The sequence below is a fragment of the Moorella sp. E306M genome, assembly GCF_006538385.1.
Lineage (GTDB): Bacteria > Bacillota > DSM-521 > Neomoorellales > Neomoorellaceae > Neomoorella.
This window is the reverse complement of sequence record NZ_BJKO01000001.1, coordinates 779,518-796,441: the sequence shown is the minus strand read 5'-3', so window position 1 is coordinate 796,441 and position 16,924 is coordinate 779,518. Positions and strand designations below refer to the sequence as shown.

Here is a 16,924-nt window from a genome sequence, read left to right as displayed (position 1 = left end):
GGTATCTTAATAGATACCTGCTTTTTGCTGGCGCTATATGGTAAATTATGGTATAATAAGAAATAAAATACAATCCAGCGGAGGGGAGAAAAATGCGTAAAGCCAGTTTGGCCGGTCTTATCATGTTTTTCATGCTGCTGCCGTGGGGAACAGCCTGGGCCGGGCCGGCGGAGAGCTCACTTCTGGCCCTGTTACCGCCGGAAAAGGCCAGGGCACCAGCATTAACCCGGGGCGGATTTGCTGTTATGCTGGTGGCAGCAGCTCGGATTAAAAGTGAAGTTCGCGACATCAACCTGCCCGATGACGTCCCGGCCGGTAGCTGGTATGCCCCGGCTTTACAAGCCCTCTGGCAGGAGGGGATGATTCATGGCTATCCCTACGGCAAACTACGTCCCGATCAGGAGATAACGAACCTGGAGGCGGTTATTCTTACAGCCCGGGTACTCGGACTGCCCAATGAAATCAGCTCGCCCCTTACCGAATTGCAACCAGGCGATATACCCTACGGCTTCAACCAGTATGCCTTTTTCCATCGCCAGGGGTTATTGCCGCCGGGGGGGCCAATGGCCTTCTTAACGCCGACCGCCGCCGCCGGCTGGTTGGCTGAAGTCTTTAACTCTGACCCCCGGGCCAAAGATCTAATGGATAAATGTCGCCAGGCCCTGGCCAGGCAACAGGGTATTGCTACCCGGGGGGAGGCCAGTATTAAATTTCACAGCCGGCCGGGTTTGCCGGTTACGGCGGAAATAGACCGGCTGGCAATTAAGGGAGAGGTTCTCAATGAAGTTCTCCTTCCGGGGCAAATGCACCAGGTTGCTGCCCTGGAACTGGAAGGCCGTAAGGCCCTGCACATTGAACAGGTCGCTAGCAATGGCAACCTGTATCGCCGGGTTGCAGAGGCTCCTGGCCAGATAGGTGACTGGGAGCGGTTAAGCCTGGCTCCTGATATTACCCTCCTGATGCGCCAGCAGCAAAACCTGGGGCTGCCGGCAAACATCTTTCCATACTTACGCTACCGCTACCTGGGCATAAGTAAAGTTGCCGGCCAGGAAGTCCTGGGGATCAGTTTTTATAGCCGTTTGCATACAGCTGGGCCTGTTACTGAACTCCTACCACCGGCAACCCTGGGTGAGGGACTGGCAGCCTATCTTAACCCGCCGGAAAAACTTATCCGCTCCTTCTCTTACTGGGGTTTAGTTTACGTCAATCCCCGGACCTTTTTACCCGTCAGGAGTGTCATCAACCTCGTCATGGCCTTTGCCCCTGCTTACCGGGGGCAGCCGGCACCTATGGCGGCCATGGAATTGCGCTACCGGATAGATAGTTATACCTATCAGGGTATTAAGATTACCCTACCGGTTCCGGTGCCGCCGCCAGTAAAGGAACACTAGCAGGATAAGGCCCGCGACGATAACCGCATCGAAGCGGTGGAAAATAGAGCCCAGGGCTTCCCAGCTGGCCCCTAACTCACGGCCGGCATAGACCAGGAGGATGGACCAGGGCAGGGAGCCCAGAAAGGTATAAATGACAAAGCGGACGAAGGGCATGGCGGCAATGCCGGCCGGCAGGGAAATAAAAGTCCGGATAACGGGCATCAGCCTGGTAAAAAAAACGGTTGCTTCGCCGTAGCGTTGAAACCACTTTTCTGCTACGGCGAATTCTTTTTCGGAGAAAAAGACATAGCGGCCATATTTTTTTAAAAAAGGGCGGCCGCCCCGGAGCCCCACAAAGTAGGCGACAATGGAACCAATGGTACCGCCAATGGTACCGGCCAGGACGGTTCCCCAGAAATTGAGCTGGCCGGTGCTTACCAGGTAACCACCAAATGGCAGGATTATTTCGCTGGGGAGAGGTATGCAGGCGCTTTCAATGGCCATACCTATGGCAATACCTGTATAGCCGAGGCTGGCAATGAACTCCGTAATGGCATGAAAAATGGGCGCTAAAAGATTCTCCAAGGCGGGTATCTCCTCCTCAGGTGGGCTTCTACCTGCTGGTATCTGCTGGCGTTCTGGATAATTATATCAAGCTTACAGGCAGGTAACAAGGCTTTATTCAACTCCAGCAATGATCGTTGCTTTTACCCGGCTTTTCCTGCCGAGCAACCTTCTCTTTTGGCCCGGCTTACGTTATAATAGCCTTATCTTACTACCGTTTAAAGAACAGGGGGAGGAGCAAGGTAGCTTTGTCAGTGGTCGAACTGTTAAAAGAAAAAATCCGCCAGGAAGGGCGGGTCATTTCCGAAGATATTCTTAAAGTGGATTCCTTCTTAAACCATCAGATTGATCCGGTATTGATGCTGGAGGTGGGCAAGGAGTTTGCCCGCCGCTTTGCCGGTACCGGTATTACCAAGGTCCTGACGGTGGAAGCCTCGGGGATAGCTGTAGCCCTCATGACAGGTTTGAGCCTCCGGGTACCGGTGGTTTTTGCTAAGAAAAAGCAACCTTCCACCATGGATGGCGATACTTACTGCGGCCGGGTGCGTTCTTTTACCAAAGAGGAGGTCATAGACATAGTAGTGGCCGGTAGCTACCTGGGACCGGAGGACCGGGTGTTGATTATTGATGATTTCCTGGCTTCCGGGGAGGCGGCCCGGGGACTGTTAAAGATTATCGACCAGGCCGGGGCCACCCTGGTGGGCATCGGTACTGTTATTGAAAAGGTCTTCCAGAGCGGCGGCGAGACTTTACGGGAGCAGGGCATTCGCGTGGAGTCCCTGGTGCAGATCGGCAGTCTAACAGGGGGGCAGATTGAATTTTTAAATTAATTTTTATCCGGTTGGCAGGATTTTTTTATCGGATGGCGAAATACATATCTAACAACTGGAAAAGTTGCTTCCGAGTTGCCGCTTCCCTCCGGGAAGGGCAAACGTCAGGGCCGGGGAGCAATCCCTTGACCTGCTATTGGGCAAAGGAAGGTACTCTTAGAAATAGGTAAGAGTACCTTTTTGTTTGGCGCAGGTTTTTCCGGGCCGGGCGACCTGACCACCGGGCCGGTCCGCAGTAGTGACCCTACGGCAGAATAAACTACCGCACCTTTCCTCTACCATGTTATACGGGAGGTGGGAGATTTAGATTTTAAGCTGAGATGTCGCATTTATATGCTAAATACCGAAGGGAGGAATAATTTTGGCGAAGCTTCTGGTGGTCGATCAGGAAAAATGTACTGCCTGCCGCCGCTGTGAGCTGGCATGCTCCTTCAAACATACCGGTGCATTCAACCCGGCTGCGGCTCGGCTGTCGGTGGCAGCCTTCCTTGATGATGATTATTACCTGCCGGTAGTCTGCCAGCATTGCGATGAGCCGGCCTGCCAGGCCGTCTGTCCGGCCGGAGCCATCAGCCGCGACGGCAAAACAAATGCCGTGGTGATCAACGAAGATCGCTGCATAGGCTGCCGCATGTGTATCATGGCCTGTCCTTTTGGCGGAACAGATTATTCGGTGTCCGAGCAAAAGGTAGTCAAGTGTGATCTCTGCGGGGGCGAACCGGAGTGTGTCCTTAACTGTCCCTGGGGAGCCCTGGAGTATAAAGAACCGGCCGGCCAGGCATTGAGCAAGCGGCAACAAATAGCCCGCAGGGTCCAGGCTGCTCTACGGGAGGTGGGCTAAGATGTACGGCTGGGTTGGTCAATTGCTGCGGGTTGATTTAAGCAGCGGCGAGTGCAAGGTGGAGAAGCTTGATCCGGTTTTGGCCCGGGATTATGTTGGCGCCCGGGGACTGGCCAGCAAGATTCTTTATGACGAGGTCGATCCCGGCGTCGACCCGTTGGCACCGCAAAACAAGCTCATTTTCATGACCGGTCCCTTAACCGGGACGGCGGCCATTTCCGGCAGCCGTTATAACGTCGTTACTAAATCGCCCCTTACGGGAGCCATTGCCGCCTCCAGCTCCGGCGGTTATTTTGGCGGCGAGCTGAAATATGCGGGCTTTGACGGGATTATTTTGGAGGGGAAGGCCGCCGAACCTGTTTACCTCTGGATTGAAGATGGTGCTTGCGAACTGCGGCCGGCCGGGGAGCTGTGGGGCAAAAATACCCACGAAACGGAAGACGCTATCAAAGCAGCCACCTGCCCCAATGCCAGGGTGGCCTGCATCGGCCCGGCAGGGGAGAAGCTGGTGCGCTTTGCCTGCGTTATCAATGACAAGCACCGGGCTGCCGGCCGTTCGGGCGTGGGCGCCGTCATGGGCTCGAAGAACCTGAAGGCCATCGCTGTCCGCGGCCACGGCGGTGTTAAGGTTGCGGACGGGCCGGCCTTCCGGGAGGCGGTCCTGGCGGCCCTGGCCAAGATTAAGGCCAATGACGTTACCCACGGCGGCCTGCCGGCCTACGGTACCGCCGTGCTGGTCAATGTCATCAACGCCCATGGCGGACTCCCGACCCGCAATTTTCAGACGGGCGTCTTTGCCGGGGCGGCCAAAATCAGCGGCGAGGCCCTGGCAGAAAGTTACCTGGTACGCAAGAAGGGCTGCCTGGCCTGCCCCATCGCCTGCGGCCGCGCCACTCTGGTTCCCGGAGGTCCTTTTGCCGGCCACGGTGAAGGGCCGGAGTACGAGGCCCTCTGGTCCATGGGCGCCGACTGCGGTATTGACGACCTGGCGGCGGTGACCAAAGCCAACTTCCTGGCCAATGAGCTGGGCTATGACCCCATTACCTTTGGCTCTACCCTGGCCTGCGCCATGGAACTTTATGAGAAGGGCTACCTGCCGGCGCAGGATACCGAATTGCCTCTAGAATTTGGTAACGCCGCCGTGCTGGTAGAAACAGCGCGCAAGGTGGGTTACCGCGAAGGCATCGGCGACCTCCTGGCCGAGGGTTCTTACCGCCTGGCCGAGCGTTACGGCCACCCGGAGCTCTCCATGAGCAGCAAGAAGCAGGAATACCCGGCCTATGACCCGCGGGCCATCCAGGGCATCGGCCTGAATTATGCCACCTCCAACCGCGGCGGCTGTCACGTGCGGGGCTATACCGTCGCCGCGGAGGTGATGGGCATACCGGTGCAGGCTGACCCTCTTTCTGCTGAAGGGAAGGCGGCCCTGGTGAAAGCCTTCCAGGACCTTACCGCCCTGGTGGATGCCAGCGGCATGTGCCTCTTCACCACCTTTGCCCTGGGAGCGCCGGATGTCGCCGGCATGCTGGCCCCGGCTACCGGCGTGCCCTACACTGAGGAGAGCGGCCTTCTTGTCGGCGAGCGTATCTTCAACCTGGAGCGGCTCTTTAACTTTGCCGCCGGGCTGACTAAGGCCGATGATACCCTGGCGCCGCGCCTCCTGACAGAACCTATGCCTGAAGGACCGGCCAGAGGCAAGACTTCCGCCCTGGCGCAGATGCTGGCCGAGTACTACCAGCTGCGCGGCTGGGACGAGGAGGGCCGGGTGACGGCAGCCACCCGGGAGCGGCTGGGGCTGTAAGTAGTGGAAGTAGAACTCCTTAGTTTCTTACAGCGGGCGGCCGGGGAAAGTCGGGTAGATATAGAAGCAGCTACTATCGAGCAGCTCCTGGCTGCCCTTATCTCCCGTTATGGGGAAACTTTCCGCCGGGAACTCATGACCCCGGATGGGAAGCTAAAGACCGGCATCGCCATCCTGGTGAACGGTCGCAATATCAACTTCCTCCAGGGGCTGAATACGTCGTTGGTTCCCGGGGATAAGGTGACTATAATTCCGCCGGCTGCCGGCGGGTAACAGGGCGGAACAGAAGGGGCGGTCCTGGTGGTGCCCGCCCCTTCTTTTTCCAGGAGCAGACCGAATTTAATAGGAACCCTTATGGCGGCACGCGGCCGCCAGAAAAGGCATGAAAATGTCTGGCTGGCATTGGCTGGAGGCGAGTGTGACAGTGCCAGCCTGCGATAGAGTTTTTGGGGGGAGTGGCAGGGAAAGTTGGTGGCTGACGCAATGCGCTATTTAATTCTTGGTAACAGCGCCGCCGGGGTGACCGCGGCCGGAACCATCCGCCGCGCCGACCCGGCCGGGGAAATTACAATTGTCGGCGACGAGCCCTACCCCTATTACGCCCGTGTTCTTACATCTTATTACCTGGGCGGGCTGGTCACCCGTGACAGGCTCTGGCTGGCAGGTGAAGAATGGTACAGGGAGCAACGGATCCGGCTCATTACTGGCCGGCGGGCGGTAGCAGTCGATACTGGAAGCCGTCGGGTAGGCCTGGACGACGGCAGGGAGCTTCCCTATGACCGCCTGCTGGTAGCCACCGGCGCGGCACCCCAGCAAATTGACTTTCCCGGTAAAACCCTCGCCGGTGTTTTTACCCTGCGGACCCTGGACGACGCTGCCGCCATCCGTAAATTCGCCCGGCCTGGGGGGCAGGCGGTAATTGTCGGTGGCGGTATGGTAGGCCTTAAAGCGGCTGAAGGCTTGCATGCCAGGGGGCTTAAAGTACGCCTGGTGGTATCATCGGGCCGGCTCCTTTCCCAGGCTCTCGATGATACCGGCGCGGAACTGGTGCGCCGGGCCATGGCTAACGCCGGGTTTACCATCCACCTGCGGGAAGATGTCGTTGCGCTGGAAGGCCGGGAAAAAGTGACGGCCGCCGTCCTGCGCTCCGGGGTTACGGTACCGGCGGACGTAGTGGTTGTGGGCAAAGGGGTGCGGCCCAATGTGCCCTTCCTTCAGGGGAGCGGGATCGACGTGGACCGCGGTGTCCTGGTGGATGATTATCTGGCTACAAACATTCCCGGCATCTACGCCGCCGGTGATGTGGCCCAGGCTTACGACTACGCCTGGCAGGAGCCGCGCCTCAACGCCATCTGGGGCAACGCCGTGGAGCAGGGCCGCCTGGCCGGGCTCAACATGGCCGGGCATCATACGGCTTACCGCGGCGGCATCGGGCGGAATTCCCTGGTGGTGAACGGCCTTGGGGTGATCAGCGGCGGCATCGTCAACCCGCCGGGAGAGGGGTATGAGGTGGTGACCCGCCTGGACGAAAAGCGGTCCTGCTACCGCAAAGCCGTGCTCCAGGGCCGGCGGCTGGTCGGTATGGTCGCTATCGGCCCACCTAGCGGCGCTGGGGGGTTCCAGTCCCTTATCGGCCGGGAGGTAAAGGAAAAATATATCGTCAGTTTCCTGGACGGCAGCTTCACCTGGGCCATGGTAGGGCGGTGACTTACGAGAGCGGGGCGGGACCCGCTCTCAGTTTGTAAGTAACGTTTTATTCAGCTGGAAATTATGCTAAACTAAAAAAAGGAGCGTGATAAATTGCATGAGTATTGTAAAGAGGATACTGTGGAATTTGTCGCTGAGCGGATAGAACGTCGGCTGGCAGAAACGAAAGCTGATATTGAGGCCAGAATTGCGGCCATGGAAACACGGCTTACATGGAGGCTGTTTGCCTTCTGGATAGGCCAGGCAGCTTTTTTCTACGGATTGGTGAAAGTCTTTCTGGCTAAATAGGAGCGGGTATAACAGGGCCCCCTTTACACTGTAAGGTGACCAGTATGGATAAAAAAATCTATAAGCAATTAAAAAGCTACTTTAATGAGCAACAAAATATACGTATGGCCTTTTTATTTGGTTCCCGGGCCAGGGAGCGGGCAGGAGCCGACTCGGATGTAGACATCGGGGTATACCTTGAGCCCGGTTATACCAGGCGGGATATTTACCAGATGTGGAACGAACTCGAGGATATGCTGGGCCTTAAAGTAGACCTCCTGGTTCTTAATGAAACAACGCCCTCCCTGGCCTGGACGGCTTTAAAGGGGAAGCGCCTGTTTATCCGGGATCAAAGTTTTTATATCCCGTATATGCTGGATATTTCCCGTGAAGCCGAGGATTTCCAGCAGTTTTTGCTCGACTGGTGGCGCTGGCGGATGAAAATTAGGGGGTCGGTATAAATGGCACCTAACCTGGACATAAAATGGGAACTTATCAAAGATTTTTTAGCTACTGATATTGCTAATATGGAGCAGTTCAAGTTACAGGTAGAGCAGAGGTTGATCGCCCGGGAGAAAGAAGGCGAAAGTAGAAGTTAATGGTAATGGCGGGTGAAAATGGTGTTTTGCTAATACTTCGATGGTAGCAGGATTAGGGTCTATGGGAGTGGTATTATGTCTCACCTGGGCCTGGTGGCTCCCTATGCCGGCCTGGCGGCTCTGGCAAGGCAGGTGTGCGCGGAGCTGGGAGAGGACGTAACCATTACCATCGGCGACCTGGCGGAAGGGGTAAAGGTGGCCCGGGAACTGGCAGCTAGAGGTGCGGAGGTTATTATCAGCCGCGGCGGTACCGCCACCCTTATCAGCCGCCATGTAGAGGTGCCGGTGGTGGAGATTGCCGTCAGCGCCTTTGACCTGGTCCGGGCCCTGGCCGAGGCCCGGGAAATGGGCCGTTATATCGGCGTTGCCGGTTTCCGTAACGTCATTTACGGCACCAAAAGCCTGGAATCAGTCCTGGGGGTCCATATTGAAGAGTTAATTATTGAGGCCGAAGAGGGCGCAGCCGGGATTATTGCTGAAGGCAAGGCTATGGGGCTGGAAGTTATCGTCGGCGATGCCGTATCCGTCCGGTCGGCCCGGGAACTGGGCCTCCAGGCGATACTCGTCACTTCCGGCAAAGAGGCCATCAACCAGGCCATACGCGAGGCCCGGGAGGTGGCGCTGGTACGCCGCCGCGAGCGGGCCCGAGCCGAGCAGTTCAAAGCCATTCTGGATTTCGCCTATGAGGGTATTGTGGCCACCGACCAGGAAGGCCGCATTACCCTGGTCAACCCGGCGGCCGAAAAGATCCTGGGCCTGACGGCATCCCGGGTAGTGGGACGGCCGGCGCGGGAGGTTCTGCCAGGCGTTCCCCTGGACCAGGTGCGGAAGTCAGGGCAAAAGCGCTTGGGGGAACTGCACCGGGCCGGCAATACCCTGGTTGCCGAGAACGTGGTTCCGGTAATTACCGGGCGGGAAATTGTCGGGGCTGTGGCTACCTTCCAGGATGTCAGCCATCTCCAGGCCGTGGAAACCAGAGCCCGCCAGGAATTGTATCTCAAAGGCCACGTAGCCCAGTTTACCTTCGATGATATCGTTACCTGTAGCCCGGTCATGGCCCGCGTTATCGAGCGGGCGCGCCAGTTTGCCGCCGCCGAAGCCACGATTTTAATTACCGGCGAGACCGGCTCCGGCAAGGAAATGGTGGCCCAGAGCATCCACAATGCCAGCCAGCGGCGGGAAGGGCCTTTCGTAGCGGTCAACTGCGCCGCCGTGCCGGAAAACTTGCTGGAAAGCGAACTCTTCGGCTACGAGGAAGGAGCTTTCACCGGTGCGCGCAAAGGTGGTAAGAAGGGTCTCTTTGAACTGGCCCACCGGGGTACCCTTTTCCTGGACGAGATCGGCGAGCTGTCTTTAAACCTGCAGGCGCGACTTCTACGGGTACTGCAGCAGAAGGCCATTATGCGCGTCGGAGGTGACCGGGTGCTGCCGGTGGACGTGCGCATCATTGCTGCCACCCACCGCAACCTGGAAGAAGCCGTGGCCCGGGAAACCTTTCGGCGTGACCTGTATTACCGGTTGAACGTGCTGCATATAAAACTACCGCCTTTGCGGGAACGTTTAGAAGATTTACCGTTACTCATCAAAGCCCTGGTCGAAAAAATCAGCCGGCGTTCCGGGCGCCTGCCGCCGTTATTCAGCGAGGATGTCATCGCCCGGTTACAGGCCTACGACTGGCCGGGCAACGTCCGCGAGCTGGAAAACATCATCGAGCGCCTGGTGGTCCTGCGCAGCGGCCAGGAGGTGGAGCCTGCCGATCTGGAGGAGATATTGGGGCCGGTGGAAAATAAGCCGGAGCCCGGCTTGCAGCTTGTTTTGCGGGGCACCCTGGAGGAAATGGAGGCGGAGATCATCCGCCGGACCTTGGCCCTCACCAATAACAATAAAGACGAAACCTGTCGTCGCCTGGGGCTTAGTAAAACTACCCTCTGGCGGCGGCTAAAAAGCTGGCAGGAGGGGAAGCCTCGACAGGTTAGCGGCAGTTGAAATATTTTTTTCTCAGGGGGGATTATAATTCAAAATGAAATATGTCAATCCAAAATGAAATTTACCTAATCTATGGCCAGAGTAATAATTTATCTGGCCATAGTTTTTTGCCCTTTTCAAAATGAAATTTTCCGCTTAGCCATAAAGCATGGCATAATACCCTTGCTTCAAAATTGCACGCCAATACTGCCATGGCACGCTTCTTGCAATTATATCATGATGACTGCCGCACCGGAGCGAGGGTATTAAATGGAACACATAGCCATCATCGCCGACGACTTAACCGGCGCCAACGACACCGGCGTCCAATTTTGCAAGCATGGTTTCCGCACCATGGTAATTATAGATGCGGCTAACGTGGGGCAGGTGGGTAGAGACAAAGATGTTTGGGCGATTAACGCCGACACCCGCCACATGACAGTCCCGGAAGCTTACCGACGCGTTTACGAGATTGCTTTAAAGCTAAAAGAGGCGGCTGTCAGCCGGGTTTATAAAAAAATTGATTCTACCCTGCGCGGCCACCCCGGCGCCGAGCTGGAAGCCGTGATGGATGCCTGGCAGGCCGGGCTTGCCCTGGTAGTACCGGCCTTTCCGGCCAACAGGCGGGTGGTGGTAGACGGCCACCTGTTGATAAGTGAAAGTACAGCGATGGCTGCGACTTCCGCAAATTGTATTCCTGATTGTAGCGGGCAAGTTCTTTGCCATATTCCCACCGTTTTGCAAAAAGAAATGAACCGTCAGGTAGGGCAGATTAACCTGGCGATGGTGCGCCGGGGAGGGGAAGAACTGGCAAACGCCCTGGAAGCCGCCAGGGCAAACAGCCAGGTGCTGGTCCTGGATGCTACCAGCGAAGAGGACCTGATGAATATCGCCCGGGCCATCAGCCACGTTCGGCAGGATGTCATTGTGGCCGGTGCTGCCGGTTTAGCCGCCCATTTAACAATGGCCTGGAATCTGAAACCCTTGACATTTCGCTCCTTTAGAAGAGAGGGGACGGTGCTGGTAGTAGCCGGTTCACGTAATCCGGTTACTGCTGCCCAGGTCCAACGGCTGGCTGAATTTAGCGCCTGCCTGCCGGTACAGGTAGACACGGCGGCTATCCTGGCCGGTAATGAGGAAGCAGAAATAAAGCGAGTACTGCAGGAGGCTGCAGACCGTGAAAATAAGGACCTGCTCATAATCGCCGTTGCTAACCTCTTCCAGCTCGCAGGAACGGATGCAGGCGCGGGAAAAAACAGCAAGTCCATCGCGGCAGCCCTGGGGACTATCACTAGCCGCCTCCTGGGTAGTCGCAAAATAAAAAGCCTGGTGGTTACCGGCGGCGATACTGCCGTCCATGTCTGTCGCGCCCTTGCAGCCCGGGGAATTAATCTGAGTGCCGATCTTCTGCCCGGCATCCCCATGGGTTACCTGGAAGGCGGCCCGGCCGACGGCCTGCCCATTGTTACCAAAGCCGGCGGTTTTGGTCCCCCGGAAGCTTTTATTGAAGTGTTTCGCTATCTTACCCAGGAATAAAACCCTGAGACGGAGTTGAATGGAAATGGTAAAACCTTTAATTGCTATCACAGCAGGTGATCCCTGTGGTATCGGCCCGGAGATCACGGCTAAAGCCCTGGCCCTAGCGGAAATCTACGAACAATGCCGGCCCCTGGTTATAGCCGATGCCGGATTGATGTGCGAAGCCGTCAAGATTGCCGGAGTAAACCTGGCCGTAAGGGCGGTAACCAGTCCCGCTGAAGGGCGTTATGACTACGGTACCATTGATGTCCTGGACCTGCAGAATGTAGACTTAAGCCAGCTCGAATATGGCAAAGTGACCCGGATGGGGGGTGAAGCAAGTTTCCAGTATATAGCGAAAGCTATCGAACTTGCCCTGGCGGGAGAAGTCCACGCCGTCACCACCGGTCCCATTAACAAAGAGGCCATCAACCTGGCAGGGCATCATTACGCCGGGCACACGGAGATTTTCGCCGATCTAACAAAGACACGGGATTATTGCATGATGCTCATCGATAAAAATTTCCGGGTTTCTCATGTAACCACCCATGTGGCTTACAGCCAGGTGCCGCTGCTGATAAAAAAAGAGCGGGTGCTGAAGGTAATCGAGCTTACTCATAATGCCCTGTTGAAAATGGGCATTGCCAGCCCCCGCATCGCCGTGGCGGGTCTTAACCCTCATGCTGGCGAGGACGGCCTCTTTGGCCGCGAGGAGATCGAAGAGATCAGCCCGGCCGTCGCCGCCGCCCGTAGCCAGGGGATACATGTCGAGGGCCCCATTTCACCAGATACTATCTTTGTGAAACTTCGCGGCGGTCAGTACGATGCCGTAGTAGCCATGTACCACGACCAGGGGCATATCCCCACCAAGGTTATCGGCTTCCAGTACGACGACGCCACCGGCAAATGGGGCTCTGTTGCCGGCATCAACATTACCCTGGGCCTGCCCATCATCCGTACTTCTGTAGACCATGGCACGGCCTTCGGCAAGGCGGGAAAAGGTACGGCCAACCCGGAAAGTATGGTGGATGCTTTGAAAATGGCGATAAGACTTGTTTAAGGGAACTTGAGATTCCAGTACAAATAATAAAAAAGTAGGAGGCTAACAGAAAGGATGGCTTATGAATTTCGCGGTGAATACGATGTGGCCGTATGTGGAGGTGGTACCGCTGGTACCCTGGCCGCTATATCCGCGGCACGTAACGGAGCAAAAACGTTATTGATTGAACGTACTCCTTTTTTAGGCGGCGTAGCAGTAATGGGTTTTTGGCCCCACGTTTTTTTTACCCGTACAGGTAAAAAAGCAGTAGGGGGGTTGGCCCAAGAAATTATAGATGAATTGATTCGTCTGGAAGGTAGCTTGGGGCACCTACGGTATGAAGGCGGTCATCTCTATACAGTTACTCCTGTCGATTGCGAAGTTCTCAAAGTTGTTTTAATAAAGATGGTATCTGAAGCCGGTGTCGATGTGATGTATAACGCGACGGTTCGCGATATTTGTATGCAGGGTCAGCGGGTTACAGGTTTGATTATACAAACCAAAGGAGGGACTTTCCTGGCCAATGCTAAAATGATAATTGATTGTACTGGAGACGGCGATGTAGCCGCTATGGCAGGAGCTCCTTTTAATAAGGGCCGGGAAGATGGTAAGACCCAGCCTGTCAGTTTAATAATGCGCTTAACTAACGTCGACTTAATAAAAATGGCCGAGCAGGTGCCAACCGACAAACCTGTTTTGTGGGCTAATAAACCTCATAGTAATAAAAAGACGCCAGTTTATTTTCCTGGAAGGCTGGGACCATGGGATGATACAGAAGAGGCCCAGCAGTTATTTACTGATAAAAACCACCAAATATTTTGCCTGGCTCCTTGGGTCTCCGATGTGGTCGTCAATACATCAAGGCTTGTGGGTATAGACGGCATTGTATATGATGAAGTTAACCGGGCCGAATTCAAAGCCAGGCTTCAAATCTATGCTATATACAAATTTCTACAAAAATATATTCCTGGATTTTCCGAATCAAATTTTATAGGGGGTTACATTCTAGGTGTTAGAGAGACAAGGAGATTCATTGGTGATTATGAATTGACGGAAGATGATGTTTTAGCCGGCCGTAAATTTGACGATAATATTGGTCTTGGTGCGTATCCTCTTGATATGCATGATCCTGATGGAGGGAATGTCACCTTTACTCAAATTGGCGGCGACGGTTCTTACGGTATTCCTTATCGTTGCCTTGTTCCAAAAGGTGTAGAAAATGTTTTAGTGGCTGGTAGGTGCATATCAGCAACTCATAAAGCTTTAGCTTCGGTACGCTCTATCGCTTCATGTATGGTGATGGGCCAGGCCGCTGGTCTCGCTGCAGCCATTGCAACTAGAGAAAAGAAGAGCACAAAGGAGGTTGATGTTCGCTATCTTCAAACGTGTTTGCAGCAACAGGGGGTAATTCTTGCTTAAAAAATCAGAGCAAAGTAGACAATTTAATCATTAAGGAGGTTTTCTTAGTGAAAGCTTGGCGTATATTTTTAGGTATTTTGTTACTAACAATAATGGGAACTATATTTGCGGGATGTGGTAATAATAGTCAAAAGTTAGATAACGCAGGGAAGCAAGTTTCGAATGAAACAATTGAATTAAAAATTCGTAGTGGTTCACCTTCAGGAACATGGTATCCCGCAACAGCGGCTATGGCGGAATTTTTACCCCAACAAATTCCCGGTCTAAAAGTAACTGTTACACCTGGAGCTGGTCAATCCAATGTGGAAGCTATTCAAAACGGAACGGCAAATTTTGCCTTTGGCAAGGCAGCGGCCACCTATCAGGGTCTTCAGGGGCTTCCACCTTTTAAGAATAAGACAGATAAAGTTAGGAATATCGGTTATCTTTATGATGAAGCTTTTCACATTGTAGTACGGGCGGATTCAGGTATTAATTCTATATCTGATCTCAAAGGCAAATCCTTAACAACCCAAACCAAGGGAAATTTAGCCGAAGAGATGACCAGGGATGTTTTAGCAGCTTATGGTCTTAGCTACGAGGATTTTAAAAAAGTAACCCAGGTTGGTTATGCTGATTCCGTGCAACAGATGAAAGATGGTTTAGTAGATGCCTTTACCTTCGCTACCGCTACCCCAGCCTCGGTACTAATGGATCTTGCTTCTGTACGTGACGTAAAGCTTTTGAGTATTGATAAGGATAAATTACAAATTTTACAGCAAAAGAACAACGGCTATATTGAAAGAATAATTCCTAGAGGTACCTATAAAGGCCAGGATGAAGATATTTTAACTATTGGATCTGCAATTCATATGATGGTTCCCAGTACTATGTCGGACGATTTGGTTTATAAGTTAACCAAAGCGATAGTAGAGAATCGGGACAAACTTGGCGAGGTTCATTCCGCCTATAAAGGACTGACGCCCGAAAAAATGGCCATAGATATAGGCATTCCTTTTCACCCGGGAGCTGTGAAATATTATAAAGAGGTAGGGGCTATGAAATAGCAGAATATACAGGAGGCTTTGTTGATGGCAGTAGAATCTGGAGGAAAAAGACAATTTGGTTCTATTGGGAATAAACTACTTAATATCATCTGTCTAGCGTTTGCTTTCTTTCAGTTATATACCGCTGCCTTTGGGAATCTTGATTCCCTTAGGCAGCGTTCCATCCACCTTTTATTTGCAGCTTCGTTGGTATTCATCCTTGTACCGGCCAGTAAAAAAAGCAGTAGAAAAAAGTTATCACTTTTTGACATTACTATGCTTATTTGTATACTGGCTCCAATTGGTTATCTACTATTAAATCACAATGCCATTTTGAACCGGATGTATTATGTGACACCCCTAGAGTGGTATGAATATTTATTTGGGGCTATGATTGTAGTTGCGGTATTAGAGGGTACAAGGCGCATAATGGGTCCAGCACTTCCTGTTGTTGCCATAGTTGCGATTACTTATGGTTTTTTGGGGCAATATATTCCCGGAAATTTTGGGCATAGTGGATTTAATCTAGTAGAAATGATCGACCAAATTTACTTTACGACAGAGGGTATATTTGGCGTGCCCTTGGGTGTTTCGGCTACTTATGTTATTCTCTTTATCATTTTTGGCGCGTTTCTCCAAAAATCAGGTATTGCCGATTATTTTATGGATGTCGCCTCAGCGCTCACTGGAAGAACGCGAGGTGGTCCGGCTAAAATGGCTGTAGTAGCAAGCGGACTTTTTGGCTCTATTTCCGGTAGCGCTCTTGCTAATGTTGCTACGACAGGCCAAATAACTATTCCAATGATGAAAAAGATAGGCTATCGCCCCCATTTTGCAGGCGCGGTCGAAGCTGTGGCTTCTACCGGGGGGCAGATTATGCCACCTGTGATGGGTGCAGCAGTATTTATTATGAGCGAGTATACAGGAATACCTTATATAACTATACTAAAGAACGCTATCCTGCCTGCAATCCTCTATTATGCCGCTGTGATGTTTATGGTGCATTTAGAGGCCGTTAAGACAGGTCTAAAAAGTTTAAGTAGCGATGAATTGCCTAAAATCCGTAACCTGTGGAAACGGCTTTACTTATTTATTCCTCTTGTTGTAATCGTCGGTACTTTAGTAACGGGCTTTAGCCCTATGTATGCTGTTCTTGTCTCTTTAGTGTCTATTCTTTTAGTCGCCGCTATTAAACCAGAAACCCGTATGGGCATTAAAGCTATTGTGCAATCGTTAATAAATGGGGTACGCGGGGCTTTAGAAGTAGCCATGGCCTGTGCTTGCGCCGGTATTATTGTGGGTATCGCAAGCTATACTGGTCTAGGGTTAAAAATTACCTCGGTATTAATAGATGTTGCTCAGGGGAACTTTACGTTGGCATTGATAATAACAATGGTTGCCACCTTAATTCTTGGCATGGGTCTACCTACGACGCCCGCATACATCGTGGTAGCTGCCCTGATGGTTCCAGCTCTGATCAAGCTAAATATCACCACAATAGCCGCCCATCTTTTCGCCTTTTATTTTGCCAATATAGCTAATATCACTCCGCCGGTAGCTCTTGCTGCATATACGGCCGCAGGTTTAGCTAATGCTGATGCTTTTAAAACCGGTATAACGGCCTTTAAGCTTGGTATAGCCGCTTATATTGTTCCATTTATGTTTGTTTTCAATCCGGCTCTTTTGTTAATAGGAATAAGTCCGGCGGCTTTAGTACAAGCGGCTATAACTTCTATGGTTGGTGTTTATTTCCTTGCTGCGGCAACTGAAGGCTGGCTTCGTGGTAAAACAAATTTATTGGAAAGGTTATTGTTATTTGGGGCTTCAGTTATGTTAATTAATCCGGGTATATTAACGGACTTAATGGGGCTAGTACTTGGTGGGATAGCAATGGTATCTCAGTATTTACGCTATCAAGTTTCTAACTCTAATAACCCAGAGGTATCTACTAAATGGATAAAATAGATAAATCGGCA

At 53.0% G+C, this 16,924-nt stretch carries 16 protein-coding genes; 15 read left to right on the top strand and 1 reads right to left on the bottom strand.

Annotation, left to right across the window (positions count from 1 at the left end; all coding sequences use genetic code 11):
• Positions 1-92 precede the first annotated feature (92 nt).
• On the top strand, positions 93-1,391 hold the full coding sequence (locus tag FLZ89_RS04140; protein ID WP_141304466.1) for an S-layer homology domain-containing protein: 1,299 nt from the start codon (positions 93-95) through the stop codon (positions 1,389-1,391).
• Here FLZ89_RS04140 and FLZ89_RS04135 read toward each other — a convergent pair.
• Positions 1,353-1,958 carry a DedA family protein gene (locus FLZ89_RS04135; protein ID WP_253256405.1) on the bottom strand — a complete coding sequence of 202 codons (606 nt, stop codon included), beginning with the start codon at positions 1,956-1,958 and terminating at the stop codon, positions 1,353-1,355. The genes FLZ89_RS04140 and FLZ89_RS04135 overlap by 39 nt on opposite strands.
• A gap of 227 nt (positions 1,959-2,185) precedes the next feature.
• Here FLZ89_RS04135 and FLZ89_RS04130 point away from each other — a divergent pair, with 227 nt between their 5' ends.
• From FLZ89_RS04130 to FLZ89_RS04070, 14 genes are all read left to right on the top strand, one after another.
• Positions 2,186-2,767 carry a xanthine phosphoribosyltransferase gene (locus FLZ89_RS04130; protein WP_373995600.1) on the top strand — a complete coding sequence of 194 codons (582 nt, stop codon included), beginning with the start codon at positions 2,186-2,188 and terminating at the stop codon, positions 2,765-2,767.
• Between the two features lie 361 nt (positions 2,768-3,128).
• Positions 3,129-3,608 carry a 4Fe-4S dicluster domain-containing protein gene (locus tag FLZ89_RS04125; protein WP_141263930.1) on the top strand — a complete coding sequence of 160 codons (480 nt, stop codon included), beginning with the start codon at positions 3,129-3,131 and terminating at the stop codon, positions 3,606-3,608.
• Between the two features lies 1 nt (position 3,609).
• Positions 3,610-5,409: an aldehyde ferredoxin oxidoreductase family protein gene (locus FLZ89_RS04120; RefSeq protein WP_141304464.1), complete on the top strand. Its 1,800-nt coding sequence runs from the start codon at positions 3,610-3,612 to the stop codon at positions 5,407-5,409.
• A 3-nt stretch (positions 5,410-5,412) separates the two neighbouring features.
• The gene (locus FLZ89_RS04115; protein ID WP_141304463.1) at positions 5,413-5,682 is read left to right on the top strand and encodes a MoaD family protein; all 270 of its coding nucleotides are present in this window, start codon (positions 5,413-5,415) and stop codon (positions 5,680-5,682) included.
• Between the two features lie 198 nt (positions 5,683-5,880).
• Positions 5,881-7,116: an NAD(P)/FAD-dependent oxidoreductase gene (locus FLZ89_RS04110; RefSeq protein WP_172613438.1), complete on the top strand. Its 1,236-nt coding sequence runs from the start codon at positions 5,881-5,883 to the stop codon at positions 7,114-7,116.
• A 93-nt stretch (positions 7,117-7,209) separates the two neighbouring features.
• Positions 7,210-7,404 (top strand): hypothetical protein, encoded by a 195-nt coding sequence (locus FLZ89_RS04105; protein WP_141304462.1) that lies wholly within the window; start codon positions 7,210-7,212, stop codon positions 7,402-7,404.
• Between the two features lie 44 nt (positions 7,405-7,448).
• A complete protein-coding gene (mntA, locus tag FLZ89_RS04100) occupies positions 7,449-7,844 on the top strand; it encodes a type VII toxin-antitoxin system MntA family adenylyltransferase antitoxin (protein WP_141304461.1) in 396 nt (131 codons plus the stop codon).
• Positions 7,845-7,982, top strand: a complete 138-nt coding sequence (locus FLZ89_RS15580) for a hypothetical protein (RefSeq protein WP_172613437.1) — start codon at positions 7,845-7,847, stop codon at positions 7,980-7,982. It begins immediately after the preceding gene.
• Between the two features lie 75 nt (positions 7,983-8,057).
• Positions 8,058-9,968, top strand: a complete 1,911-nt coding sequence (locus FLZ89_RS04095; RefSeq protein ID WP_141304460.1) for a sigma 54-interacting transcriptional regulator — start codon at positions 8,058-8,060, stop codon at positions 9,966-9,968.
• A gap of 249 nt (positions 9,969-10,217) precedes the next feature.
• Positions 10,218-11,483 (top strand): four-carbon acid sugar kinase family protein, encoded by a 1,266-nt coding sequence (locus tag FLZ89_RS04090; RefSeq protein ID WP_141304459.1) that lies wholly within the window; start codon positions 10,218-10,220, stop codon positions 11,481-11,483.
• Between the two features lie 25 nt (positions 11,484-11,508).
• Positions 11,509-12,525 carry a 4-hydroxythreonine-4-phosphate dehydrogenase PdxA gene (gene pdxA, locus FLZ89_RS04085; RefSeq protein WP_141304458.1) on the top strand — a complete coding sequence of 339 codons (1,017 nt, stop codon included), beginning with the start codon at positions 11,509-11,511 and terminating at the stop codon, positions 12,523-12,525.
• A gap of 54 nt (positions 12,526-12,579) precedes the next feature.
• Positions 12,580-13,923 carry an FAD-dependent oxidoreductase gene (locus FLZ89_RS04080; RefSeq protein ID WP_141304457.1) on the top strand — a complete coding sequence of 448 codons (1,344 nt, stop codon included), beginning with the start codon at positions 12,580-12,582 and terminating at the stop codon, positions 13,921-13,923.
• Between the two features lie 47 nt (positions 13,924-13,970).
• Positions 13,971-14,969 carry a TAXI family TRAP transporter solute-binding subunit gene (locus FLZ89_RS04075; RefSeq protein ID WP_141304456.1) on the top strand — a complete coding sequence of 333 codons (999 nt, stop codon included), beginning with the start codon at positions 13,971-13,973 and terminating at the stop codon, positions 14,967-14,969.
• Between the two features lie 24 nt (positions 14,970-14,993).
• Complete coding sequence (locus FLZ89_RS04070) at positions 14,994-16,913, top strand: TRAP transporter permease (RefSeq protein ID WP_141304455.1); 1,920 nt, start codon at positions 14,994-14,996, stop codon at positions 16,911-16,913.
• Positions 16,914-16,924: the final 11 nt, after the last annotated feature.

Coding starts and splice junctions, on each gene's coding strand:
- FLZ89_RS04140 (WP_141304466.1), top strand. CDS start 93: ATGCGTAAAGCCAGTTTGGCCGGTCTTATCATGTTTTTCATGCTGCTG.
- FLZ89_RS04120 (WP_141304464.1), top strand. CDS start 3,610: ATGTACGGCTGGGTTGGTCAATTGCTGCGGGTTGATTTAAGCAGCGGC.
- mntA (WP_141304461.1), top strand. CDS start 7,449: ATGGATAAAAAAATCTATAAGCAATTAAAAAGCTACTTTAATGAGCAA.
- FLZ89_RS15580 (WP_172613437.1), top strand. CDS start 7,845: ATGGCACCTAACCTGGACATAAAATGGGAACTTATCAAAGATTTTTTA.
- FLZ89_RS04095 (WP_141304460.1), top strand. CDS start 8,058: ATGTCTCACCTGGGCCTGGTGGCTCCCTATGCCGGCCTGGCGGCTCTG.
- FLZ89_RS04090 (WP_141304459.1), top strand. CDS start 10,218: ATGGAACACATAGCCATCATCGCCGACGACTTAACCGGCGCCAACGAC.
- pdxA (WP_141304458.1), top strand. CDS start 11,509: ATGGTAAAACCTTTAATTGCTATCACAGCAGGTGATCCCTGTGGTATC.
- FLZ89_RS04080 (WP_141304457.1), top strand. CDS start 12,580: ATGGCTTATGAATTTCGCGGTGAATACGATGTGGCCGTATGTGGAGGT.
- FLZ89_RS04070 (WP_141304455.1), top strand. CDS start 14,994: ATGGCAGTAGAATCTGGAGGAAAAAGACAATTTGGTTCTATTGGGAAT.